Source organism: Burkholderia sp. AU33423 (assembly GCF_002223135.1).
Lineage (GTDB): Bacteria > Pseudomonadota > Gammaproteobacteria > Burkholderiales > Burkholderiaceae > Burkholderia > Burkholderia lata_D.
The window spans coordinates 1,448,706-1,472,456 of sequence record NZ_NKFH01000007.1; the positions used below are offsets into that span (position 1 = coordinate 1,448,706).

The 23,751-nt window shown below is 69.1% G+C and carries 21 protein-coding genes; 8 read left to right on the plus strand and 13 right to left on the minus strand.

The genetic code is table 11. The features are described 5' to 3' along the window. Nucleotides 1–17: 17 nt before the first annotated feature. The 5 genes from CFB50_RS25075 (at nt 18) to purU (ending at nt 7,165) form a co-directional block, all read left to right on the plus strand. A complete protein-coding gene (locus CFB50_RS25075) occupies nt 18–1,346 on the plus strand; it encodes a hypothetical protein (protein ID WP_089447522.1) in 1,329 nt (442 codons plus the stop codon). A 70-nt stretch (nt 1,347–1,416) separates the two neighbouring features. Then, complete coding sequence (locus tag CFB50_RS25080; protein WP_144020691.1) at nt 1,417–3,279, plus strand: NAD(P)/FAD-dependent oxidoreductase; 1,863 nt, start codon at nt 1,417–1,419, stop codon at nt 3,277–3,279. 161 nt (nt 3,280–3,440) lie between these two features. Beyond that, complete coding sequence (ggt, locus tag CFB50_RS25085) at nt 3,441–5,078, plus strand: gamma-glutamyltransferase (RefSeq protein ID WP_256979247.1); 1,638 nt, start codon at nt 3,441–3,443, stop codon at nt 5,076–5,078. Nucleotides 5,079–5,101: 23 nt separating this feature from the next. After that, complete coding sequence (locus CFB50_RS25090) at nt 5,102–6,217, plus strand: aminotransferase-like domain-containing protein (protein WP_089447525.1); 1,116 nt, start codon at nt 5,102–5,104, stop codon at nt 6,215–6,217. A gap of 72 nt (nt 6,218–6,289) precedes the next feature. Beyond that, on the plus strand, nt 6,290–7,165 hold the full coding sequence (purU, locus tag CFB50_RS25095) for a formyltetrahydrofolate deformylase (RefSeq protein WP_174917290.1): 876 nt from the start codon (nt 6,290–6,292) through the stop codon (nt 7,163–7,165). Between the two features lie 80 nt (nt 7,166–7,245). Here the strand turns inward: purU and CFB50_RS25100 are convergent, their stop codons facing one another. The 11 genes from CFB50_RS25100 to CFB50_RS25145 all read right to left on the minus strand — a co-directional run bounded on the left by CFB50_RS25100 (nt 7,246) and on the right by CFB50_RS25145 (nt 17,383). Beyond that, a complete protein-coding gene (locus CFB50_RS25100; RefSeq protein WP_089447527.1) occupies nt 7,246–8,322 on the minus strand; it encodes an NAD(P)H-dependent flavin oxidoreductase in 1,077 nt (358 codons plus the stop codon). Nucleotides 8,323–8,390: 68 nt separating this feature from the next. Next, nucleotides 8,391–8,543, minus strand: a complete 153-nt coding sequence (locus tag CFB50_RS39630; protein ID WP_174917219.1) for a hypothetical protein — start codon at nt 8,541–8,543, stop codon at nt 8,391–8,393. Nucleotides 8,544–8,711: 168 nt separating this feature from the next. Continuing rightward, nucleotides 8,712–9,116 (minus strand): TetR/AcrR family transcriptional regulator, encoded by a 405-nt coding sequence (locus CFB50_RS25105; protein WP_256979248.1) that lies wholly within the window; start codon nt 9,114–9,116, stop codon nt 8,712–8,714. A 129-nt stretch (nt 9,117–9,245) separates the two neighbouring features. Next, the gene (locus tag CFB50_RS25110; RefSeq protein WP_089447528.1) at nt 9,246–10,112 is read right to left on the minus strand and encodes an MOSC domain-containing protein; all 867 of its coding nucleotides are present in this window, start codon (nt 10,110–10,112) and stop codon (nt 9,246–9,248) included. Nucleotides 10,113–10,200: 88 nt separating this feature from the next. Continuing rightward, nucleotides 10,201–11,154 (minus strand): ABC transporter substrate-binding protein, encoded by a 954-nt coding sequence (locus CFB50_RS25115; RefSeq protein WP_089447529.1) that lies wholly within the window; start codon nt 11,152–11,154, stop codon nt 10,201–10,203. Between the two features lie 36 nt (nt 11,155–11,190). Next, nucleotides 11,191–12,375: a c-type cytochrome gene (locus CFB50_RS25120; RefSeq protein WP_089447530.1), complete on the minus strand. Its 1,185-nt coding sequence runs from the start codon at nt 12,373–12,375 to the stop codon at nt 11,191–11,193. Between the two features lie 50 nt (nt 12,376–12,425). Next, nucleotides 12,426–13,253 carry an ABC transporter ATP-binding protein gene (locus tag CFB50_RS25125; RefSeq protein ID WP_089447531.1) on the minus strand — a complete coding sequence of 276 codons (828 nt, stop codon included), beginning with the start codon at nt 13,251–13,253 and terminating at the stop codon, nt 12,426–12,428. Next, a complete protein-coding gene (locus tag CFB50_RS25130; protein WP_089448411.1) occupies nt 13,247–14,347 on the minus strand; it encodes an ABC transporter permease in 1,101 nt (366 codons plus the stop codon). Before CFB50_RS25130 ends, CFB50_RS25125 begins: the two co-directional genes overlap by 7 nt. A 4-nt stretch (nt 14,348–14,351) precedes the next feature. Beyond that, the gene (locus tag CFB50_RS25135) at nt 14,352–15,392 is read right to left on the minus strand and encodes an ABC transporter substrate-binding protein (RefSeq protein WP_089447532.1); all 1,041 of its coding nucleotides are present in this window, start codon (nt 15,390–15,392) and stop codon (nt 14,352–14,354) included. A 32-nt stretch (nt 15,393–15,424) separates the two neighbouring features. Continuing rightward, complete coding sequence (locus CFB50_RS25140) at nt 15,425–16,264, minus strand: class II aldolase/adducin family protein (RefSeq protein ID WP_069251444.1); 840 nt, start codon at nt 16,262–16,264, stop codon at nt 15,425–15,427. A 33-nt stretch (nt 16,265–16,297) separates the two neighbouring features. Then, a complete protein-coding gene (locus CFB50_RS25145; RefSeq protein WP_089447533.1) occupies nt 16,298–17,383 on the minus strand; it encodes an LLM class flavin-dependent oxidoreductase in 1,086 nt (361 codons plus the stop codon). Nucleotides 17,384–17,677: 294 nt separating this feature from the next. Between CFB50_RS25145 and CFB50_RS25150 the strand changes: the two genes are divergently transcribed. Beyond that, complete coding sequence (locus tag CFB50_RS25150; protein WP_089447534.1) at nt 17,678–19,036, plus strand: acyl-CoA dehydrogenase family protein; 1,359 nt, start codon at nt 17,678–17,680, stop codon at nt 19,034–19,036. Between the two features lie 61 nt (nt 19,037–19,097). Here the strand turns inward: CFB50_RS25150 and CFB50_RS25155 are convergent, their stop codons facing one another. Then, nucleotides 19,098–20,015, minus strand: coding sequence for a LysR family transcriptional regulator (locus tag CFB50_RS25155; protein ID WP_089447535.1), 918 nt, complete (start codon nt 20,013–20,015; stop codon nt 19,098–19,100). A 74-nt stretch (nt 20,016–20,089) separates the two neighbouring features. On the opposite strand from CFB50_RS25155, the gene CFB50_RS25160 reads away from it, so the two are divergent. Further along, the gene (locus tag CFB50_RS25160) at nt 20,090–20,656 is read left to right on the plus strand and encodes a cysteine dioxygenase (RefSeq protein WP_069251448.1); all 567 of its coding nucleotides are present in this window, start codon (nt 20,090–20,092) and stop codon (nt 20,654–20,656) included. Between the two features lie 112 nt (nt 20,657–20,768). Then, nucleotides 20,769–22,397, plus strand: a complete 1,629-nt coding sequence (locus CFB50_RS25165) for a rhodanese-related sulfurtransferase (RefSeq protein WP_089447536.1) — start codon at nt 20,769–20,771, stop codon at nt 22,395–22,397. 57 nt (nt 22,398–22,454) lie between these two features. On the opposite strand, the gene CFB50_RS25170 is transcribed toward CFB50_RS25165, so the two are convergent. After that, nucleotides 22,455–23,600, minus strand: coding sequence for a glycerophosphodiester phosphodiesterase (locus CFB50_RS25170; protein ID WP_089447537.1), 1,146 nt, complete (start codon nt 23,598–23,600; stop codon nt 22,455–22,457). Nucleotides 23,601–23,751 lie beyond the last annotated feature (151 nt).

Here is a 23,751-nt window from a genome sequence, read left to right on the forward strand (position 1 = left end):
ACGATAAGGAGAACGTCATGTTGAACGGATGGCAGAAAGCTAGCGCCCTGATGCTGAGTTCGATGCTGCTTCTGGCGGCAACGGCGTATTCGGCAGCGCTGCCCAAGCTGGCGTCGAGCGTCGGCGTGATCGTCTGCGTTCCGCTCGCGATCCTGTGTCTGTCGAAGGAGAGCCGCAAGAAGCAGACGCTCTGGTACGCGGTGGTCATCTTCGCGATCTGCGTGCCACTGCTCGGCAATGCGGTCGATGCGCCGCAACTCCTGGCGGCGATGGGCCGGTTCTCGCCGGTGATGGCGCTGCTTGTCGGCGTGTCGCTGTTCCGGCACAGCCTAACGCGCTCGGGGCTTGCCGCGCTCGTCAGCAGCCGGCTGATCACGCCACCCGACCGCGCGCGCAACTCGGTGAGGGTCGCGCTCGCGACGATGGCGCTCACGCTGTTCACGAGCCAGGGCGCGATATCGATGATGGGCGCCGTCTGCGGGCCGCAGGTGAGGAACCGGCTCGGCATCGCGCGGATCACGATGCGCTCGCTGTGCGCATCGATGTTCATCCTGCCGACGACGGTGGCATCGGCGTCGATCGCGGCGGCGATTCCGCACCTGGATTCCGCCGCGGTGCTGCTGCTCGGCATGCCGCTCGCGCTGTTCGTCGTGGCGGGCGCGATGACGCCGCGTCTCGAAATCGACAACGGCCGCGGCAACGCACGCGAGGTCGACAAGCTCAAGCCGCTCGTGCTGGCGGCAATGGTGGCGTCGTTCGGCGTGATCTGCTACGTGATGACGAACAAGCTGACCTGGTCGTTCGCGTTCGCGACGGTTTCCGGCTACGCGTTCGAGCTGCTGGTGCTGTCCGGCAGCAAGGCGGGGCCGGCGCTGGCGAAGGAAGTGCCGAAGAGCGTCGACGGGATCGCGCCCGAGCTGCTGCTGCTCGCGGCGTCGAGCCTGCTGATCTTCACGATCCAGCACGTCGATCTCGCCGCATACCTGCCGCAGGCTGTGCGCGCGCCGCTCGGCAATCCGTATGCGGTCGTCGTGCTGCTGATCGTCGTGCTGCCAGCGATCACGATGCTGGGCGTGCACCCGATGATCCTGTTCGGCATCTTCTTCCCGCTGGTGGACGCGACCGTGCTCGGGCCGACGTACGTGCAGTACCTCGCGTGGACGTCGATGTTCGTGATGTCGAACCTGCTGTCGCCCGTGTCGATCTGCTCGATTCTCGCCGCCACCAGCCTCCAGATGTCGAGTCGCGAGACCAGCTACGTGTCGAACTGGCGCTTCTGCGCGCTCGGCATGGCGATCGCCTATGTCTACCTGCTCGCGCTGCTGGCGATGAGTACTCACGGTTGACACCCGCGCGAACGTTCCGGATGCGCGGCGCGCATCCATGACCCTTACCGACATTCCATCGGATACCACCATGAAGATATTGTTGCTAGATGTGCTGGACCAGCCGCTGCAGGACGCACTGCTCGCCGACAACGTGGTCTACCGCCCGGACCTGCTGCACAAGAGCCAGGACATGCTCGCGCGCACGCTCATCGAGGGCGGCGTCGACGCGCTGATCTCGAGCGACCCGGTGCCCCGCAAGGCGATCGACGAATGGGCCGCGGCGAGCGCGTCGCCGGTCTACGTCGTACGCGTCGTGATTCCCGATCCGAACGCGCAGGATCTGCTCGACTACGCGCCGTCCGGCGAGATCGAGGCCGGTAACAGCGTGACCTTGCAGGCGGTCGGCAAGTCGCTCGGCGACGCCTACGTTAGCGCGTTCGAGCTGCTCGAGGCCCGCTGGGTCCGGCACGCGCTGCGCAGCCGCTTCGGGCGCGACGAACCGGCGCCGCAGCCCGACTCGGTCGTCGGCAGCACGAAGGTCCTGCTGGTCGGCGCGGGGCTCGTGAATCTCGTGACGGGGTACCGGCTGCAGCAGGAAGGCTATGCGGTGCATTTCGTCGATGCGCGCCCGGACCCCGGCGCCGCCCATCCGTGGACGAGCTACGGATGCAGCCACGGCGGCGACGACGCGCGGATGTTCACGCTGTCGGAGATGGACAACTACAACGACCGGCAGGTCTCGCTGACGATGAACAACCTGTTTCGGCGCAGCGTGACGGAGCTCGGCTGGAACGTCCACTGGAAGGAGACGCTGTCCGACAACGAGCTGCGTTGGGTCAGGGAGTTCGAGGGCATCCCGGTCTGGCTGGCCGACAAGTACAACGACGACATCTTCGCGCTGTCGCGCGCGAGCTACTCGAAATGGACGCGCTGGATCGACGATGATCCGGATCTGTTCACGGCCGCGCTGATGCGCCAGGGCATCCTGCGGCTCTATTCGGACAAGACTCAGTTCGCGGCCGCGGTGCGGCGCCAGAACCGCATCGGCGCCACCCTGCAGGTGCTGACGCCGCAGGAGGTCGCGCAGCAGCATCCGGCGCTCGCCGATGCGGTGCTCGGCGGTCATGTCGCGGGGGGCGTCCACGTGGTCGGCTTCACGGTCAACTCGCACAAGTTCGTGCGCGAGTTGCTGCAGCGCTTGCGCGCGGGCGGCGCGGAGTTCACCTGGGGATGCGCGGCGCAGAGCCTGGAGCGGGATGCGCGCAAGCGGGTGTGCGGCGTGCGGATCGACGGCGACGTGCTCGAAGCCGACCACTACGTGCTGTCGACCGGCGCGTACGGCGACACGCTGCTGAGCGGCACCGAGACGAAGGGCAAGATCCACGGCGTGCTCGGCGCGTGGTTGCGGATCCCGAACCTCGAGCCGGATCTGCGCCATTCGCTGAAGCTGGCCCGCAAGGGGCACATCACCGAGGACGCGAACATCACCGTCGCGACGGACGAGCGCGGCCGGCCGATTCTCGTGATCGGATCGGGATATGGCCATACCGGCGTCGATCCGCGCAACATCGATCTTGCGCAACTCCAGCAGATCTACCAGGGGCTCGTCGACACGGCCGCCAAGTACTTCCCCGCGTCGTACCGCGCGGCGAACGAGGCCGGCAATCTGCAGGACAGCTTCAAGTACTGCGTGCGGCCGTGGACCTCGTCGGGCCTCGGCGTGTTCGAGATCCTGCCGGGCGCGCAGGGCGGCCGCTGCGTGATCACGGGCGGACATAACACCGGCGGATTCGCGCAGGCGCCCGAGATTGCGCAGGCGGTGTTCGATGCAGTCGAGCGGCGCGACCATCCGATGCATTTTGCCTACCACTCGAACCGGCCCGGCGTGTTCCTCGGCGCCGCAGCGCCGCAGCCGCAGGCGGCCGCGTACCCGGAAGCCGCGCTCGGCTGACGTGCGGGGCGTGCGAGCCGGCCCACCGGCCGGCCCGCGCGCCGTTTCATTCATTTCACCAGAACTGTCAGACCATGAAGATCTCCAACGAAAAACCGATCCGACGCGAAAGCGAACAGGACGCCCGGGCACGCGAGGCGGCCGAGGAATCGCAGCGGGTCATGCGGAAAATGAAGCAGGAGGCCGGCGGGCGGATTCCGCAGGCGCTGAAGGCCGGCGCCGTGGCCGCGCCGGACGTATACAGCGCGAACGAGGCCGAGGCGGTGCTGGCGGAAGGCGGCAACGCAATCGACGCCGCGGTCGCGGCGGCGTTCGTGCTGTCCGTCACCTATCCGGAAGCGGGCAACATCGGCGGGGGCGGTTTCATGAACATCCACTACGACGGCGCGCCGTACTTCCTCGACTATCGCGAATGCGCGCCGGCAAACGCGCGGCGCGACATGTACCTGGACGAAGCCGGCGAGGTCGTGCCGGGCATGTGCGTGGTCGGCCGCCACTCGGTTGCCGTGCCGGGCACCGTGCGCGGGTTGTGGGACGCGCACAGCCGGTTCGGCACCTTGCCATGGCGGCGGCTGGTGGCGCCCGCAATCCGCTACGCGAAGCAGGGCTTCGTCGTGCACCGTCAACTGATCGAGCGCCGCGACGTCATGCTGGCGGATTTCGAGGGCAAGACGAACTTCAAACGGTTCTTCGGCGCGATGGGGGAGGGCGGCGTGTTCCGCCAGCCGGAGCTCGGCGATACGCTCGAGCGTATCGCGCGTTTCGGCGTCGACGAGTTCTACCTCGGCGCGACGGCGGAACTGCTGGTCAGGCAGTTGTCCGACCTCGACGTGCCGATTACCAAGGACGACCTGCGTCAATACCGGACGATCTGGCGCAAGCCGCTCGTGGCCCACTGGAACGGCTACGAGGTCGTGACCGCGCCGCCGCCCAGCTCGGGCGGAATCGGGCTGCTGCAGTTGCTGAAGATGAAGGACGCGCTGAGCGCGGCATTCGCGGGCGTCGAGCACAACTCGACGCAGTACGTCCATCTCGTCGCGGAAATGTCGAAACGGGTGTTCGCGGATCGCGCCGAATACCTGGGCGATCCGGCTTTTCAGGAGATGCCGGTCGACGCGCTGCTGGAGCTCGCCTACATCCGCCGCCGCGCGGCCGCGGTCGATCTCGCGGTGCCGACGCGAGTGGACGCGGTGCAGCCCGGGCTGGAGGAGAGCGAGGAGACGACCCATTTCTCGATCATCGACAAGTTCGGCAACGCGGTGTCCAACACCTACACGCTGAACTCGAAGTTCGGCAGCGGTGTCGTGGTCGAGGGCGCGGGCTTCCTGCTGAACAACGACATGGACGACTTCTCCGCGAAACCGGGCACGGCCAACCGGTTCGGCCTGGTGGGCGCCGACGCGAACGCAATCGCGCCGGGCAAACGGATGCTGTCGTCGATGACGCCCACGATCATGACGAAGGACGGCCGGGTGTCGCTCGTGATCGGCACGCCGGGCGGGTCGCGGATCTTCGGATCGATCTTCCAGGTGATCAACAACGTGCATGCGTTCGACATGCCGCTCGCGAAGGCCGTCGCGAAGATGCGCGTCCATCATCAACTGCTGCCCGTGAACACCGTGTACTGGGAGCCTTACGCGCCGATCGAGGGCGTGCTCGCCGAGGAGCTCGTCGCGCGCGGCTATAACCTGCAGCCGCGCTTCACGAACGGCGACATCCAGGTGATCCGGGTCAACGGCGACATGCCGGAAGCCGCATCCGATCCGCGTGCGCGCGGCACGGTTCGCCTCGTCAACTAACTTGCTTTCATACAGGATTACTCATGAAGACAATCGATCTTTCCCGCGGCGTTCCGGATCCGCGGACGTTCCCGGTCGATTCGCTGCGCGCGATGGCGGCGAGCGCGCTCGCGCGCGACGCCGACCGGATGCTGCAGTACGGGCCCGCTTTCGGCTATCCGCCGCTGCGCGAGTTCATCGCGTCGTGGTTCGACAGCGCAATGTCGAACGTGCTGGTCGGTCACGGTTCGCTCGAACTGTTCAATTTCATCTGCGACGCGTACCTGCAGCCGGGCGACGTCGTGTTCGTCGAGCGCCCGACCTACGACCGCGCGATCGCGACCCTGCGGCAGCACGGCGTCAAGATCGTCGGCATCGACGTCGGCGCCGATGGCATCTGCATCGACGCGTTCGAGCGCGAGCTGAAACGCCACCAGCCGAAGCTCGTCTATCTGATTCCCGATTTCCAGAACCCGACCGGCGCATGCATGAGCGTCGACGCACGGCGCACGATGGTCCGCTGGGCGCGCGAGTACAGGTTCCTGCTCGTCGAGGACGGACCTTACGGCTTTCTCCGCTATCGCGGCACGCCGCTGCCGTCGCTGCGCAGCATGGCGCCGGACCTGACGCTGCACCTGAGCTCGTTTACGAAACTGATCAGCCCGGGCGTGCGCACCGGGTTTCTGGTCGCGCCCGAAGACGTCGTGAAGCGTGTCGCGAGCGTGGCCGAGCGGCACTACATCACGCCGAGCTTTTTCGCGCAGGGCATTATCGCGGCGTGGTGCGAGGACGGTCGGCTGGCACCCCAGCTCGACTGCCTGAAGCAGCTTTACGGGCCGCGGCTCGACACCTGCCTGCAGGCGATCGAGCACTATCTGCCCGGACGGCTGTTCGTGCGCCCGGATGGTGGCTTCTTCGCGTCGCTGCGGCTCGGCGCGCGCATCGACGAGCAGTCGCTGCAGGCGGCGGCGCGCGAGGCGGGGCTCGTGCTCTCGTCGGGGCGCGCGTTCTTCGACGCGCAGCCCGGCTACCGGTTCCTGCGCGTACCGTTCTGCGCGCTCGACGCCGCCGACATCACCGAGGGCATGCGCCGCCTCGGCGACGTGGTGGACCACCTGAACACGGCGGCGCGTAGCGGCAAAGCGCATGCCACGATCTGACGAGGAGGAGACGTCGTGTTGACACCAAGCGAAGCCCGCTTGCCCGACGAGGCGGCGGCGACGGTCGAGCCCGTGAGCGTCGCGAGCGTCGAATACGTACTGGCCGCGTCCTGCCCGGCGCAGCGCGGGATGATTCACCGCATGTCGAGCCTGCTCGCGGACCTGGGCGGCCACGTGCTGGATTCGGCGCAGTACAGCGATCCGTCGTCGCAACGACTGTTCATGCGGATCGTATTCGCGGTGGACGACGGCGGCGCGACCGCGACGGCGTTGCGTGCGGGCATCGGCCTGCTCGATCACGGGGCGGACCTGCAGTGGCAGCTGTTCGCCGCGCGGCAGCGTCCCCGCGTGCTGCTGATGGCGTCGAAGCTCGGCCACTGCCTGAACGACCTGCTGTTTCGCCACGCGAGCGGTACGCTGCCGGTCGAGGTATGCGGCGTCGTGTCGAATCATCGCGATCTCGCGCGGCTCGTCGACGGCTACAACCTGCCGTTCCATCATTTCCCGCTGCCGGCGCACGCGTCGGCCGACGAGCGGGCGGCGCAGGAGCGGGGCATCCTCGCGCTCGTCGCTGCGCACGACATCGAGCTGGTGGTGCTCGCGCGCTACATGCAGATCCTGTCGGCCGGGTTTTGCGAGGCGCTGAACGGGCGCATCATCAACATCCATCACTCGTTCCTGCCGAGCTTCAAGGGCGCGCAGCCGTATGGCCAGGCGCACGCGCGCGGCGTCAAGCTGATCGGGGCGACCGCGCACTTCGTGACGCGCGATCTCGACGAGGGGCCGATCATCGAGCAGGACGTTGCGCGGATCGATCACGCGATGTCGCCGGAGGCGCTCGCGACGGTCGGCGGGGATGCGGAGTGCGTGGTGCTGGCGCGGGCGGTGAAGTGGTTCGCGGAACGCCGGGTCCTGCTGAACGGTAACAAGACGGTGGTGTTCCGGTAATCGGAGAAGCGGGAAATGAAAGACGCACGGCGCCGTGAAGGGGCCGTGCGTTGTTCGTCGTTGTGATGCGAGAGCCGGTTTCAGCCGAAGATCGTCGCGGTTTCGTCCGCGAGCGCGCGCACCAGCGCCGCGGCCGGGATGCCGTCGTCGCGCCGGCGGCTCAGACCCGCCGCCTGTCCGGCCCACATCGCGATGAAGTCGGTGCGGTTCGCCGCACCGGCCGCCTTGCGGATCTCGGTCGTCAGCGCGTTCTGGATCGGATACGCGGGCACGTGCTGCTCGAACTCGGCCATGCGGCGGATGTAGTCGTTGACGATGCCGCGCGCCGGGCGTCCGGTGAAGGTGCGGCTCGTGCGCGTCGACGTGTCGGTCGACTGGCGGATGTGCGCCTTCCACGCCGGATGGATCGGCGATTCGGCGGAGGTCAGGAAGGCCGTGCCGAGCTGCGCGGCCTGCGCACCGAGCGTCAGCGCGGCGGCGATGCCGCGGCCGTCCATGATGCCGCCTGCGGCAATCACCGGCAGCGACACGGCGTCGGCGATCTGCGGCACGAGCGCGAGCGTGCCGATCATGCTGGCGTCGGGTTGGCCGAGGAAGGTGCCGCGGTGCCCGCCGGCCTCGGCGCCCTGCGCGCAGATGATGTCCGCGCCATTGGCTTCCCACGCGCGCGCTTCGGCGACGCTGGTGGCGGTGCCGATGACGAGGCTGCCCGCATCGTGCAGGCGCTGGACGGACGGCGCGTCGAGCAGGCCGAACGTGAAGCTCGCCACCGGCACCTTCAGTTCGATGAGCGTCTCGAGTTGCTGCCGGAAATCCTCGCAGTACCGTTCGAGCGGCTGCCCCTGTGCGAGGCCGAGCTCGGCGCGGATCGGCTGCAGCCGTTCGAGCGCGCCGCTGACCTCGTCATCGCTCGGCGCGGGCGTGTCGAGCACGAACAGGTTGATCGCGAACGGCTTCGACGTGCCGGCGCGGATTGTCCGGACCTGCGAGCGGATCGCGTCAGGGCCGAGGCCGGCCGCGGCGAGCGAGCCAAGGCCGCCGGCATTGGAGACTGCGACGACCATCTCGGGCGTCGAGCCGCCGTTCATCGGACCTTGCACGATCGGCAGGGCGATCCCGATCTGTTGGGTCAGTGGAGTGGAAAGCGAGCGTGACATGGTTCATTCCTCGGAAATGGACAAAGAAGGCTGGGGCGGCGGATACGCGCTGCGACGGCGTGCCGCCATCAGAACGGGCCGGGCCTGTCGTCGCCCAGGCTCTTTTCCCGGCGGCGCTCGGCGGCGCGCTGGTCGGCCTGGTACAGGAGCAGCAGGAACTTGTAGAACAACGAACACGCGACCACGGCGATGCCGAGAGTAATGAGGATGGCGTCCAGCACGAAGGCGTCTCCTTGGTCGTTGGCGCGGGGCGTGATGCCGGCGGGTTAGAACATGCGCATGATATGAATTTTATTGAGCGCATGGGATGAAAAATAGAGATGCGAGGGTTTCTCTAAAAGAGAACGGCGACGCCCCGACGCGCACGACTGCGGACGAGACGCGCCCGATCACACCGACAGGCTCGCGCGGTCGGCGTCGCCGCGCCCCGCGATGCGCATGCCGTTGATGCTCGCGATCAGGAACTCGGCGGCCACGCCGCCTTCGCGCTGCGCATCACGGACCCGGCCTGCGATTGCGGCGATCAGGCGGTGGGCCAGCACCGCATGGATATCCGTGAGCTCTGGACGGGGCGCGCCGAATTCGTAGATTGAAATCGTGCGAAGACAAGACTGGGCAGCCATCTCGACCACGTGACGAAGCAACGCGTCGATGCCGTCGATCGCGCGTGCGCCGCTACGCAACGCGTCGAAGTGCGCTGCGCATTCGCCCGTCCCGTAGCGGCGCCGGGCCGACAGGTCAAGCTGCCATTTGTCGCCGAACGCCGCGGAGAGGCGCTGTCGCCCGATGCCCATCGCACTGGTGACATTCAGGCCGAGCTGCCCTCGAATCCATGTTCGCTGAATACGGCGATCGCGTAGTCAAGAAGGCTTGATCTGCCGGAACGTGCGCGCGCAGGTCTGGCAGGCTGCATGGCGGGGCGATCAGTCGCCGAAGCCGATTTCCGCTTCCAGCGACTGGCCGACCTCGAGCCACGTGCCCGCGCCTTCGACCACGATCGCATTGATGCCGAACGTCAGCTCGCCGTTGAAATTCGGATTCGCGCGATAGGTCTGCATCGTGTCGGTCGGCTCGTGCGGCCACGCCGGATCGGGCGCGCCGGTGACCTGGTCGATCGTCGGCATCGGGCAGCGCGTGCACGGCTTCACGAGGCGCAGCCGCACGGGCGTCGCGCCTTCCGTGTCGAGATGTTCGACGAAATCCTCTTCGTACGCATCGAGATCCGACACGACGATATTCGGGCGGAAGCGGTTCATCGGGATCGCCGGCGCGCCCTTCGCGGCGAGCCGCGCGTTCAGGTCGTCGAGCGACGACTGGCCGATCACGAGCAGCGGGTAACCGTCCGCGAACTGCGTATGCGTATCGATCTCGCCGGTCCATTTGCGGTTGCAGCCGCGGCGCGCGTCGGGCCCGAAGCGCGCGAGCTTCGTGGGCACGCCGAGGAATTCGGTGAGCCACGCGGCCGTTTCGGCGCCCGTATCGATCGCGTCGACGGTGTCGCGCCACACGGTCGCGGCCATTTTCGGCGTGGCGGGCGATACATCGCCGTCGAGCGGCGTGCGAATCTCGCGCATGCCCGGCGCGTTCAGCACGAGCGCATCGCTGTCGAGCGCGGTGCGGATCAGCGCGAGGCGCGGGTGCGTGCGCTGCGTGATCATCTGCCCGGCCGGGTCGGTGATCAGCCAGTGGCGGTCGTACGCCAGGCCCGTTTCGAGCAGTTGCGCGCGCGACAACGCGATGCCGGCACAGGATTTGATCGGGTAGACGAAGAGTTCGGCGATGGCTGGCATGACGCTGGCTGAAGGCGGATGGCGAGACTGCGATTGTGCCAGATCGCGCCGCAGCCGTTTGGGCGGCTGCGCACCGTCGCGCGACCGGTCATGCGAGCGGGAAGCCGGAGTCGAACGTCGTGCGCACGTCGAGCGGCTGGCGCAGCAGTCCGGCCTTCAGGTAGAAGTCGGCCGTGCGCTGTTGCTCCGCGATGAGCGTCGCGTCGATCGGCAGCCAGCGCGTGTTGCGACGCTCGAACTGCAGCTTCGCGGCCGCCGGCGGAATGCCGATGATGCGCGCGAGTGCCGCGGAATACGCGTCGGCATGCCGGTACGACCAGGTCTGCGCGCGCACGACGCGCCGCAGGAAATCATGCAGGACGTCGTGCTTCGACGCGATCGCCGCGTCGGTCGCCGCGAGGTAGCTGAGGCCCGACCACAGCCCGCGGCCGTTGACGAGCACGCGCGCGCGGCCGCTCGTTTCGGCGAGCGCGGTATAGGGTTCCCAGGTCGCCCACGCGTCGATCGAACCGGTTGCGAGCGCAAGCATCGTGTCGGCCGGCGGCAGGAAGCGGAACGACACGGCGTCGGGCGGCAGGCCGGCCGCATCGAGCGCCTTCAGCGTGACGAAATGGCCGATCGAGCCGCGCGTGGTGCCGATGCGCTTGCCCTTCAGGTCGGCTGCGCCTTTCAGCGCCGCATCGGGCTGCACGAGCACGGCCGTGCCGTACGGGTCGGAACGGTTCGCGCCGATCACCTTGATGCGTGCGCCCGATGCGAGCGCGAAGATCACAGGTGCGTCGCCGATCGGGCCGCAGTCGACGGCGGCCGCGTTCAGCGCTTCGGCGAGCGGTGCGGCGGCCGGGAACTCGGTCCACGCGATGTCGTACGCCAGGCCGTTCAGCTCACCGGCCGCTTCGAGCAGCGCGCGCAGCCCGCCTTTCTGGTCGCCGGCGCGCAGCAGCGGCCGCGCGCCCGATTGCGCGCGCAGGGCAGCCGGGGCCGCGGCGATCGTGGCGAAGGCGCTCGCCTGTGCGAGGAAATGGCGTCGGGTCGGATTCATCGTGAAACTCGGTCGGAAGAGAAGTTCAGGGATTCATCAATGGGGAAGCCCGGCCTGCACATCGCGCACGGGCTCCGTATCGACGCGCAGCAGCAGCGCAGTCAGCGGATCGCCGGTCGCTGCCGGTCCGGCCGGTCGTGCGGTGGCGTCCGAGCGGCACAGCAGGTCGGCATCCGACCAGCCGGCGCTGCCCGGCAACGCGCGTGCCCGCAGCCAGCCGCGGCGATCGGCGAGGAGCTGCGTGCCGCCGAGCGCGTCGGGCGGGACGCCGGCGATCGTCGCGAATGCGCGCCACGCATCGGGCGTGGATGCGACGCAATCGGCTCGCGCGGTGCCGGTTGCCTGCGCCACGGGCGCGCCGTGTGCCGTGACGAGCAAGGTTTGCCAGCGCGCGTCTTCCGGCGGCGGCGGCGCGCCCGGTGCGAGCGCGACGATGCGCACGCGCTGGCCTTCGCGCCAGCGCTCGAGCGGATGGGGCGCGGCGCCGCCGCAGCGCACGTCGAGCGCCGGCAGCGGGACGGGCACGGGCCACGCGCCTTCCGCCTGCGCGCCGCTGCCCGCAGCGAGCGCTTTCAGGTAGTCGAGCACGGCCCAGGTGTCCTGGGGGCCGAGCGTCGCGGCGAAGCCGGGCATCGTCGACGCGCCGTGTTCGTCGCGCGTGCCGTGGCGCACGCGCCAGAACAGCTCGCCGTCGAGACGACGGGCGAGCAGCGCGCCGACGAAGGTCGGCGGCCAATGGGAGAGCGTGGCCGCGAGCGGCCCTTCGCCGCGTCCGTCCGCGCCGTGGCACGCCGCGCAGTGCTGCGCATACAGATGCGCGCCGCGCATCACGTTCGATACGGAAAACGGCGCGGGATCGCGCTGGAAACTCGTCGGTACGGCAGGCGAGAGCCATAGCGACGACGGCGGCCACGGCGCGAACCACGCAACCGCCAGTGCAGCGAGCGCTGACGCGACACGCCACTTGCGCGAAGCGAGTGCGATGCCCGCGAGCACGACCGCCAGCGCCGTCGCCGCCACGGCGAACGCGAGCTGCCGCGTGAGTCCCGCGTCGATGCGCAGCGTTTCGAGCGCGATGCGATGGGCCCACGGCCACGCGGCTTGACCGTCGGCGTTGCCCGTCAGTCCGATCGCATGCAGCCCGCGCGCCAGCGCGATTTGCGCGCGATACAGCCCTTGCAGAAACAGGAGCGCCCAGTCGGCGAACGTCGGCGCGTTCATCGGCTACGGTCCCGCCGCGCGGCGGCCCTTCGTGGAACGGCACCGCGCATCTACCAGCTCGCATCGAGCCCGAGGTGCCGCAACGCGTCGTGACGCAGTTCGGCGAGGCGCGGGTCGCCGCGATGGCGCGGGTAGGGCAGGTCGACGTGCAATTCGGCGACGATCCGCGCGGGGCGCGGCCCGAACACGATCACGCGCTGGGCGAGGAACAGCGCTTCCTCGACATCGTGCGTGACGAGCAACGCGGAGAAGCCGTCGCGTTGCCACAGCGCGGTGAGCTCGGCCTGCATCGTGAGCCGCGTCAGCGAATCGAGCTTGCCGAGCGGCTCGTCGAGAATCAGCAGGCGCGGATCGTTGACGAGCGCGCGGGCCAGCGCGACCCGCTGCGCCATCCCGCCGGACAACTGGTGCGGGAACACGTTCGAGAATTCCTGCAGCCCGACGCGCGCGAGCGCATCGTCGACGCGATGCTGCGCCGTACGCGCCACGCCGCGTGCCTCGAGGCCGAGCGCGACGTTCGCACGCACGCGCCGCCACGGGTACAGCGTCGGGTCCTGGAACACGACGATGCGCGACGGATCGGGTTGCTCGATCGGCACGCCGTCCTGCGCGATCGTGCCGTGCCGCGCGGCATCGAGGCCCGCGACGAGCCGCAGCAGCGTCGACTTCCCGCAGCCGCTCGGGCCGAGCAGCGCGACGAATTCGCCGGCCGCGACCGACAGCGTGACGTCGTCGAGCACCGGCAGCGCGCCGCCGGGGCCGTCGAACGCATGGCTCATGCGGCGGATGTCGATGCGCGCGCCGCGCGGCGCCGTGACGGCGGGCGCAGCGGCAACGGACGATGCAACGGACGATTCGAGACCGGCGGCGCTCACCATTTGACGGTTCCTTTCTGCCAGGCGAGCACGCGGTCGCGCACCGCGAACAGCAGCGCGATCAGCCCGGAAAACAGCAGCGCCATCACGATCAGCGCCGCATACATGTTCACGTACGATGCCCAGCCCTGCGCCCAGCTCAGGTACCAGCCGAGTCCCGACTTGACGCCCATCATCTCGGCGACGACCAGCACCGTGAACGATGCGCTCAACCCCATGAAGATGCCGACGAACACGTGCGGCAGCGCGGCCGGAATCGCGACGCGCAGCACGAGAAAGCGCGCGTTCGCACCGAGCGTGCGCGCGACGTCGTAATACTGCTTGTTGACGCTCGCGACGCCCGACCACGTGAGCACCGCGACCGGGAAGCCGGTTGCGAGCGCGATCAGGAACGCGGCCGCCGAATAGCTCGACGGGAAGAAGTAGAACGTGAGCGGCAGCAGCGCGGTGGCCGGCACGGGGCCGAGCACGCGCAGCACCGGATGCACCCAGTAGCCGATCCGGCGCGACCAGCCGATCGACACGCCGACCGCGAAACCGACCGCGACGCCGTACGCGAAGCCGAGCGCGAGCAGCTTCAGCGTGTTGCCGGCGCTGCCGAGCAGGCGCGGCCAGTCGTCGACGTAGACCTCGATCAGCGCCTGTGGCGGCGCGAAGAACGGGGTGGGCAGCCAGCCGGTTTTCGCGGTGACGATTTCCCACGCGGCGAGCACGAGCGGCAGCGCGACGAGCCACGGGCCGGCCGGGCGCACGCGCGCGAGCCGCGTACGCGTCGCGGGAACGAGATGGCCGAGCGTCGCGGCGACCAGCAACAGCGCGGCGATCGTCCACGCGCCAACGGCGAATTCGCCGGTGTACGCCCAGTCGCTGAAACCGACGACGCGGTTCGGCCACAGTTGCGTGAGGGCGCCGAGCGCGCCCCATGCGAGCGCGGCGGCGATGCCGATTGGCCAGGTTCGTGCGCGGCGGGCTTCGGCGGCCAACGTGGCTTCGCAGGCGATGCACGCGACGCGCGACGCGGGCGCGGATGCGGCGGCACTGCCGCCGGAAGGGGCGGACGCGGAGCGTGCGGCAGGAGCGTGTTCGATCGTCGACATCGCGTCACCCCAGCACGTTCGCATAGACCTGCTGCGCGAAGCGCTGCGGGTCGGTGCTCTTCTTCAGCACGCTGATGCGGCGGAAGTCGTCCGCGTAGAACGCGATTTCCTGCTGCAGGTCGACGTTGGTCGGGTGATGGTTGTAGGTGAGCGTCGCGTAGAGCTTGCGCAGGTCCTCGGGGCTGATCTTCGGCGAATACTTCGCGAACACCTTCGCGGCTTCGTTCGGGTTGTCGTGCGTGAATTCGGTGGCCTGCACGATCGAGCGCGCGAGCGCGGCGGCCGACGGCCGGTCGTTGCGCACGAGGTCGCCGCGCGCGCCGATCACGCAGCACACCTTGCGCGCGTATTCGCCGGACAGGTTCGTCGCCAGTTCGGTGTACGCACCGTTGCTGCGCTTCTCGAGCAGATAGAGGTTCGGGTCGCCGTCGGCGATCGCGTGGATCTCGCCCTTGTCGACCGCCACCCCGAGCAGGTCGGCCGGATACTGCCGCCACGTGATATCGCGCTCGGGATCGATCCCGTTCTTCGCGAGCAGGATCGAGAAGAAATGCTTGCCGGGCGCAGCCAGGTCGCTGACGCCGACCGTCTTGCCCTTCAGCGCCTGCAGCGTCGTCACGCCGGCCGCCTTCGCGCCGACGAGCCGCACGCAGCCGCCGTGCGAGCTGCCGATGATCTTCACGTCGAAACCGGCTTCGAGCGGCTTCAGCCAGCGGTGGATCATCCCGACCGCCGCATCGGCCTTGCCGGTCGCGATCGATTCGAGCAGCTGGTCGGTCGAGCCGCTGTAGTTGATCAAATCGACCTTCAGGCCGTTCTTCTCGAAGAAGCCGCGCTCCTGCGCGACGACGATCGGCGTCAGGCAGAACGCGTTCTGGTTCCACGCGAACGTGAGCTTCTTCAGCGGCGGCGCGGACCAGGCCTTGCGGCCCAGCGTGATCGCGGGTGCGGCGAGCGCGACGGCGCCGGCGGCGCGCAGCAGCTTGCGGCGCTTGTCGTCGTGTGCGTCGGCGGGCACGGGCGCGGGTGCGGTGGTTCGGGTCATGAGGTCTGGTCTCCGGTCGTGCGCAAAGGTGCTCAGTCGAGCAGGTCGGGTTCGTCGGCGACGACGCGCGCGAACAGGCTGTCGAATGCATGCAGCGCGCCCTCGGGGCCGCCGATCTGGCCGTGCGTGTGCCGTGCGGTGGCGTGATCGATCGGCTGCGGCGTGCCGGCCGCCTCGGCCAGCAACTGCGTGTGCGCGGCGTTGTCGAGCGCGATGTACCACCATGCGGCGGCTTCGACCGACGGGCCGGCGCTCAGGATGCCGTGGTTCTTCAGGATCACGCCCTTGTGCGTGGTGCCGTCCGGCTTCGCGAGCGCGTCCGCGATCCGCGCGCCTTCGCTCGTGTCGACGACCATCCCCGTGAAGTCGTCGAACAGCGCATGGTCTTCATAGAACACGCAGGCGTCCTGCGTGAGCGGATCGAGCGGGCGGCCGAGCGTCGACCACGCCTTGCCGTACGTCGAATGCGTATGCGCGGCGGCGACGATGTGCGGATGCGCTTCATGGATCGCCGCATGGATCGCGAACGCGGCCTTGTTCAGCGGCCGCGTGCCGATCGCGGTTTCGCCGCGTGCGTTGACGAGCAGCAGGTCGGACACCTTGATCTGCGAGAAATGCACGCCGAGCGGGTTCACCCAGAAGTGGTCGGGCAGTTCGGGGTCGCGTGCGGTGATGTGGCCGGCGAGCCCCTGCGCGAAGCCGAAGCGTGCGAACAGGCGGAATGCGGCCGCGAGCCGTTCCTGACGGTGACGGCGCTCGGCGGCGACGTCGATGCGTGGTGCCGGCGGATCGAACCAGAAATGCTGGCGCGGCGCTTCGGCGAGTTCGAGACCCGATGCGGTGCGGACGGGCGAGGCAAGGACGGCGGACATGATGGCGGATGGCTCCAATAGGCTCCGTTGGGCTCAGGCCGCGCGGCGTGCCGCGTGGCGGGCGGCGACGGCGCTGCGCACGCGCGGAATCAGTTCGCGGCCGTAGTCGATCGCGTCTTCCAGCGGATCGAAGCCGCGGATCAGGAACGTCGTGACGCCGAGGTCGTAGTAGTCGAGCAGGGCGTCGGCGACCTGTTCGGGCGTGCCGACTAGTGCCGTCGAATTCGAGCGTGCGCCGGTGAGCTTCGCGATCTCGGTCCACAGCCGCTTGTCGACGCGCGAGCCGCGTTCGGCCGCGGCGAGCAGGCGGCGCGCGCCTTCGCTCTGTTGCGGGCCGCCGGCGCCGAGGCCGGCCGCTTCGCGCAGCCGGCGCGTTTCGTCGAGGATGCGGTGCGCACGAGCCCACGCTTCATCCTCGGTCGCCGCGAGGATCGGGCGGAACGACACGGAGAAGCGCACCTGCCGGCCGTGCTTCGCGGCTTCGGCGCGCACGCGCGTCGTCAGGTCGCGCACCTGGTCGAGCGATTCGCCCCACAGCGCGTAGACGTCCGCGTGCTTGCCGGCCACCGCGAGCGCGGCTTCCGATGCGCCGCCGAAATAGATCGGCACGTGTGGCTGCTGGAGCGGCTTCACTTCCGAAAAACCCTGCTTGAACCGGTAGTGCGTGCCGTCGTGATCGAACGGCTGCGCGTCGGTCCAGATCCGTCGCAGGATGCCGAGGTATTCGTCGGTGCGCGCGTAGCGCGCGTCGTGGTCGAGGAAGTCGCCGTCGCGCTGCTGTTCGCTGTCCGAGCCTCCGGAGATGAAGTGCACGGCGAGCCGGCCGCGGCTGAACTGGTCGAGCGTCGCGATCTGCCGCGCGGCGAGCGTCGGCGCGGTGAAGCCCGGGCGGTGCGCGAGCATGAAGTGAATGCGCTCGGTCGCAGCCGCCGCGAACGCGATCGTCAGCGTCGCCGACGGGCCGGTCGAGTGGTGCGGCACGAGGATCCGGTCGAAGCCGGCCGTTTCGTGGGCGCGTGCAAAGTCGCGCACGTAATCGGGATCGACGACGGGGCCGGACGCCGGGTGGATTTCCGACTGCTTCTGGCTCTGGATCATGCCGATGAATTCGACGCTCATCTGGGTCTCCGGTGCAGGGACGGCCCGGCGCGTGGCCGGGCAGGAATGGAGCGCAGGTTAACGCCGAGATCATGCGAAACGGAAATAATCAATCCCGATTTGAATATCAGATTTGCATGGTTTGGGCGGCGGTGCGCTGCGCCTACGCTGTGGGCTCGTGAACGATCGGGCGCGCGGGCGCCGGCGAACCCGGTGCCGCGCGTTCCGGATCGCCGACTTCATGAGAAACCGCGCCGCGTGGCGATCGATTGCCGCTATTGCCGCCTGTCCGTATTACCCAGGGAATCCGTCTCGATGTCCGCCAGCCTTGCCGCTTCCTCGCCGTCGCCGCAGCCGCGTTCGCTGCGCCTCCTGTCCACCGAAGATGCCGACGCCGACGCCGACGGCGCCCGCGTCGCCGCGCTGCTCGACCGCCTCGCGCCGGCGCTGGCCGCCGACGCGGCCCGCAACGACGTCGACGGCCGCTTTCCGCACGAGAACTTCGCGCGGCTGCATCGCGCGGGGCTGATCGCCCAGGTCGTGCCGCGCGAGCATGGCGGCGCCGGTGCGACGCTCGCGCAGGCGAGCCGGATCGTGGCCGCCGTCGCGAGCGCCGACCCGGCGACCGCGCTGGTGCTGACGATGACGTACCTGCAGCATCGCGCGCTCGGCCGCGCCGACAACCGCTGGCCGGCGCAGGTGCGGCGGGCGGTGTTCGACAGTGCGGTCACACAAGGCGCGCTGATCAACGCGCTGCGCGTCGAGCCCGCGCTCGGTTCGCCGTCGCGTGGCGGCCTGCCGGAAACCATTGCGCGGCGCGACGGCGACGGCTGGCGATTGTCCGGCCACAAGCTGTACAGCACCGGGATTCCGGCACTGCGCTGGCTGGCCGTGTGGGCGCGCACCGATGAGCCGGCGCCGCGGGTCGGCGTGTTTCTCGTGCCGCGCGACCGCGCTGCGGACGGCGATCGCATCCGCGTGATCGAAAGCTGGAATCACCTCGGCCTGCGTGCGTCAGGCAGCCATGAGGTCGTGTTCGACGACGTGTGGCTGCCGGCGGATCACGCGGTCGATGTACGCGCGCCGGAGGCGTGGGCCGTGTCAGCCGCGACCCACGCGGATGCCGACGCGCAGGCCGACCAGCAGGCGTGGATGGTCGCGCTGCTCGGCAGCCTGTACGACGCGGTGGCGCGTGCGTCGCGCGACTGGCTGGTCGGGTTCGCGACGACGCGTGCGCCGAGCGGGCTGGGCGCGCCGCTTGCGACGCTGCCGCGCGTGCAGGAAGCGGTCGGCGAAATCGAGGGCTGGCTGCATGCGAACCGTGTGCTGCTCGACGATCACATCGCGCGCACCGACGCGGGCGATGCACCGACGGTCACGACGAGCGGCCTCGTCAAGCGGACCGTGACCGAGCACGCGATCCGCGTGGTCGAGCAGGCGTTGAAGCTGTCGGGCAATCACGGGTTGAGCCGCGCCAATCCGCTCGAACGTCACTATCGCGACGTGCTGTGCAGCCGCGTGCATACGCCGCAGGACGATGCGATCGCGGTGGCGGCGGGGCGTGCGGCGCTCGAAGCGGCGAGCCGGAGTGAGACGAAGCGCGCAACGAAGAGCGAGACGGAGACGAGCGGGGCGTCGGTCAACGAGACCGAACGCGGCCGCGGCGATGCGTGACGGGAGCAGGGCTGGCGCGGGCGCCAATCGGGCGGCGCGACACCTTCGCCGCCCGGTCCGGTCAGGCAGCCTTGCCGTGCGCCTGCTCGGGCAACGCGAACGCGGTGCGCGCATGGGCGGCAACGGCGGCGAGCGGCGCATCGAAGCGGGCCGCATCGTGCCGGCGCAGCAGCCACAGATCGATCTGCGGCTTGAAATCGGTGAGCGGCACAATGTCGAGCGCATCGCGCAGCGGGCTGCCTTCGACGAGCGGCAGTGGCATCAGCCCGATGCCGAAGCCGTTCGCGACGCTCTGCAACTGCAGGTCGCGACCGTAGGTGTCGAGCGTGACCGGCATCGGCAGGCCCTGCGCGTCGAGCGCGCGCCGCAAGCCCGCGCGAAAACCGCAGCCGTCCGGATTGAGCACCCAGCCACGTGCGTGGCAATCGGCGAGCCGGTAGCTGCGGCGCGGCCAGTCGCCCTTGCGGCCGACCGCGACGAGCCGCGTGGCCAGCAGCCGTTCGCCTTCGACCTGCGCCGGCAGCACCATTTCGCGTGCGAGGAACACGAGCGCCGCATCGAGGTCGCGGCGGGCGACGCGCTCGACGAGCATGCCGCCCCATGCGGTCGTGACCTGCGTCGCGAGCGCGGGCCACTGCGCGGCGAGTTCGGCGATCAGCGCGGGCAGCATCAGCTCGCCGAGGCCCTGCGTGAGCCCGATCCGGAATTCGCCGGCAGGCGGCTGCTCGCCGGCCGTCAGCTCGCGCAGCGCATCGACTTCGCGCAGGATCGCGCGACACTGCTCGAACACCTGCTGGCCGATGTCGGTCGGGCGCGGCGGCTTCGTGTTGCGATCGAGCAGGGTCACGCCGAGCGCTTCCTCGAGATTCTGGACGCGCCGCGTGATCGCGGGCTGCGTCATCCCGAGCTCGGCCGCGGCCTGGCTCAGGGTCTGGCAGCGGACGACCGCTGCAAAAGCATCGATATCGCTAATCTTCATGTTTGTTCTGCATGGTCTTTCGGGTGCATCATGACGATCCATCATATTCGGCATCATATTCGAGGAGTCAGCCGATGAGTACGCTTTCGTTGCATCAGACGCCGCTGCGGCCGTTCGTCGATGGCCTGGGCGCGTTGCTCGCGTCCGGCGCGAACGAGGCGCGCATCCTCGACGAGGGCGGCGCGCTGCTCGCCGCGCTCGTCGAACACGACGACTGGTTGCCCGACGCATTCGCGCAGCCCGACCCCGCGCGCTATCGGCAGTACCTGCTGCATCTCGACCCGGACGAGCGGTTCTCGGTCGTCAGCTTCGTGTGGGGGCCCGGCCAGACGACGCCGATCCACAACCACACGGTGTGGGGGCTGATCGGCATGCTGCGCGGCGGCGAGTTCTCGCAGCCGTACCGGTTCGACGCAGCGGGCAGGCCCGAGCCGGCCGGCGACGCCGTGCGGCTGCATCCGGGCGAAATCGAGGCCGTGTCGCCGCGCATCGGCGACGTCCATCGCGTGACCAACGCGTTCGACGATCAGGTGTCGATCAGCATCCACGTGTACGGCGCGAACATCGGCAAGGTGGAGCGCGCGGTGTTCCTCGACGACGGCACCGTGAAGCCTTTCGTGTCGGGTTATTCGAATGCCTGACGCCTGACGCAACGCCCGCACGCGCGGCCGGTTGCCGGCACGCGCCGGCAGACCCAGGATTCATCCGTTCCGCTTTCTTCACCGACTTCAACGCATTCAAGACAGAGACACCGTGACGCAATCCGCCGACTCCACCTCCCGCTTTCCCGTCGCGTCGTACCAGGACGTGCGCGCCCGCCTGCTTGCCCGCGACGAGATCGCGCTGATCGACGTACGCGAGGAAGATCCGTACGCGCAGGGCCATCCGCTGTGGGCCGCCAACTTTCCGCTGTCGAAACTCGAACTCGACGCGTGGACGCGGATTCCGCGCCGCGATACGCCGATCGTCGTGTTCGGCGAAGCGGGCGGCGAGGACCTCGCGCCGCGCGCGGCCGCCAAGCTCGCGCAACTCGGCTACACCGACGTGCGGTTGCTCGACGGCGGCCTCGCGGGCTGGGTCGCCGCGGGCGGCGAACTGTTCATCGACGTGAACGTGCCGAGCAAGTCGTTCGGCGAATGGGTCGAGGCCGAGCGGCATACGCCGTCGCTGTCCGCGCAGGAGGTGCAGGCGCTGATCGATGCGAAGGCCGATGTCGTGATCGTCGACGCGCGCCGTTTCGACGAATACCAGACGATGAACATCCCGACCTCGACGAGCGTGCCGGGCGCGGAACTCGTGCTGCGCGTCCGCGCGCTCGCACCGAACCCGGCGACGCAGGTGATCGTCAATTGCGCGGGCCGCACGCGCAGCATCATCGGCACGCAGTCGCTCGTCAACGCGGGGCTGCCGAATCCGGTCGCCGCGCTGCGCAACGGCACGATCGGCTGGACGCTCGCGGGCCAGACGCTCGAACGCGGCGCCGCGCGACGCTTTCCGGACGACATCGACGCAGCGCAGCGTGCCGACGCACGCCGGGTGGCGCGCGCGGTGGCCGAGCGCGCGGGCGTGCCGCGCATCGCGCTCGCGGACGTCGCCGCGCTCGACGCGCCGGGCCGCACGCTGTACCGCTTCGACGTGCGCACGCCGGAGGAATACGAAGCCGGCCACCTGCCGGGCTTTTTGAGCACGCCGGGCGGCCAGCTCGTGCAGGAGACCGACCATCACGCGGCCGTGCGCGGCGCGCGGATCGTGCTCGCCGACGATGACGGTGTGCGCGCTGACATGACCGCGTCGTGGCTCGCGCAGATGGGCTGGGACGTGCGGGTGGTCGAACCGGAGGACGGTACGGTGCAGTTCGGCGAGCGCGGCCAGCCGCCGCGCGACGTGCCCGCGACGCCGACCGTGAAGGACATCTCGCCCGCGACGCTCGCGGGCTGGCTGAAGGAGGCCGCGCCCGGCGAGCTGGCGATCGTCGACGTGACGGCCAGCGCGAACTACGTGAAGCGGCATATCCCGGGCGCGTGGTTCGCGGTGCGTGCGCAGTTGCGTGATGCGTTCGCGGCGATTCCGCCCGCGCAGCGCTATGTGTTCACGTGCGGATCGAGCCTGCTGGCGCGGTTCGCGGCGGACGACGCCCGCGCGCTGCTGCCGGCTTCGGCCGACATCTCGGTGCTCACCGGCGGCACGGCCGCATGGATCGACGCCGGGCTGCCGCTCGAAAGCGGCGAGACGCATCTGGCCTCACCGCGCGTCGACCGCTACCGGCGCCCGTACGAAGGCACCGACAACGCGGCGGCCGCGATGCAGGCGTATCTCGACTGGGAGTACGGACTGGTCGATCAGTTGAAGCGGGACGGCACGCATCACTTCAACGTGATCTGAGCGATGCGGTGCAACCGGGCGCGGAGCGTCGTGCGTCGCGCCCGGTCAGCGCGCAGGTCAGCGCTTGAACGTATCGACCGCCGTGCGGCCGACGGCCGGATCGTCGGTGAAGAAGCCGTCGATTCCCGTGCGCAGGTATGCCTGGATCTCGCGCACCGAGCCGGCCGTGTTGCGCGTGGCCGCCGTGCCGCCGTCCTTCAGCGAAGCGGGCAGGAAGTTGTTTTCCGGGCGGAACGTGTACGGATGCACGACGAGGCCGGCCTCGTGCGCGTAGCGCACGTACGGCGTCGGCTGCTGCAGCGTGCCGTCCGCGGCGACCGCGATGATCGACGTCTTGTACGGGCCGACGCCGTTCGCATAGGTCGCGATCTCGCGCATGCCGTCACGCGTCGACAGGTCGCCGTAGGTGCGCTTGTCGTTCGCCTTCACGAAGTCGTACGGGCGCTGGCCGGCTTCGTCCATCAGCTGCACGAGCTTCCAGTTCGGCTGGCTCGACTTGATCCGGTTGCGGATCGTCTTCAGGTTCGCGACCTCGAACGACTGGATGTAGACGGTCGCCGTGCGCGCCGTGTACGCGTCCTTCAGCAGCGCATCGACGAGACGGTCCTCGAGCGGCAGGCCGATCGACTGGAAGTAGGTCGGATGCTTGGTTTCCGGATACAGGTGGATCGTGCGGCCGGTCTGCGCGGACATCTGCTTCGCGAGCGCGACGATCTCGTCGAACGTCGGGATCTCGAACTGGTCGTTGTACGCGGTGTTTGCGGGGCGCACCTGCGGAATGCGCTCACGGGCGCGCAGCGTCTTCAGCTCGGCGAGCGTGAAATCCTCGGTGAACCAGCCCGTCAGCTCCGCGCCGTCGATCGTCTTGGTCGCCTTGCGGCTCGCGAACTGCGGCAGCGTCGACACGTTCGTCGTGCCCGAGATCTCGTTCTCGTGACGCGCGACGAGCACCCCGTCGCGGGTCGACACGAGGTCGGGCTCGATCACGTCCGCGCCGTCCTCGACCGCCTTGCGGTACGACGCGAGCGTGTGTTCGGGGCGCAGCGCGCTCGCGCCGCGATGGCCGACTACCTGGACCTTCGCGGAAATCGGCTGGGTGGGATCGGACGTGACGTCGTCGTCGCCGCCGCACGCGGCGAGCAGGAACGCGGCGGCACAGGCGAACGGGACGTAGCGCAGGGAGGTCGGGCGCTTGAAGAGCATGGCGATGAACCTTCGAAACGAGAGTCGGAAAGGGGGGCGATCGATCCGGCGGTGCGGCCGGGGCGGCGTGTCGCACGGAGTCGAATGGGACGCGATCGTCGCACCGAATAATTACATATGTATTACTTGTGCCTTTCCGTTCGCTATTTTT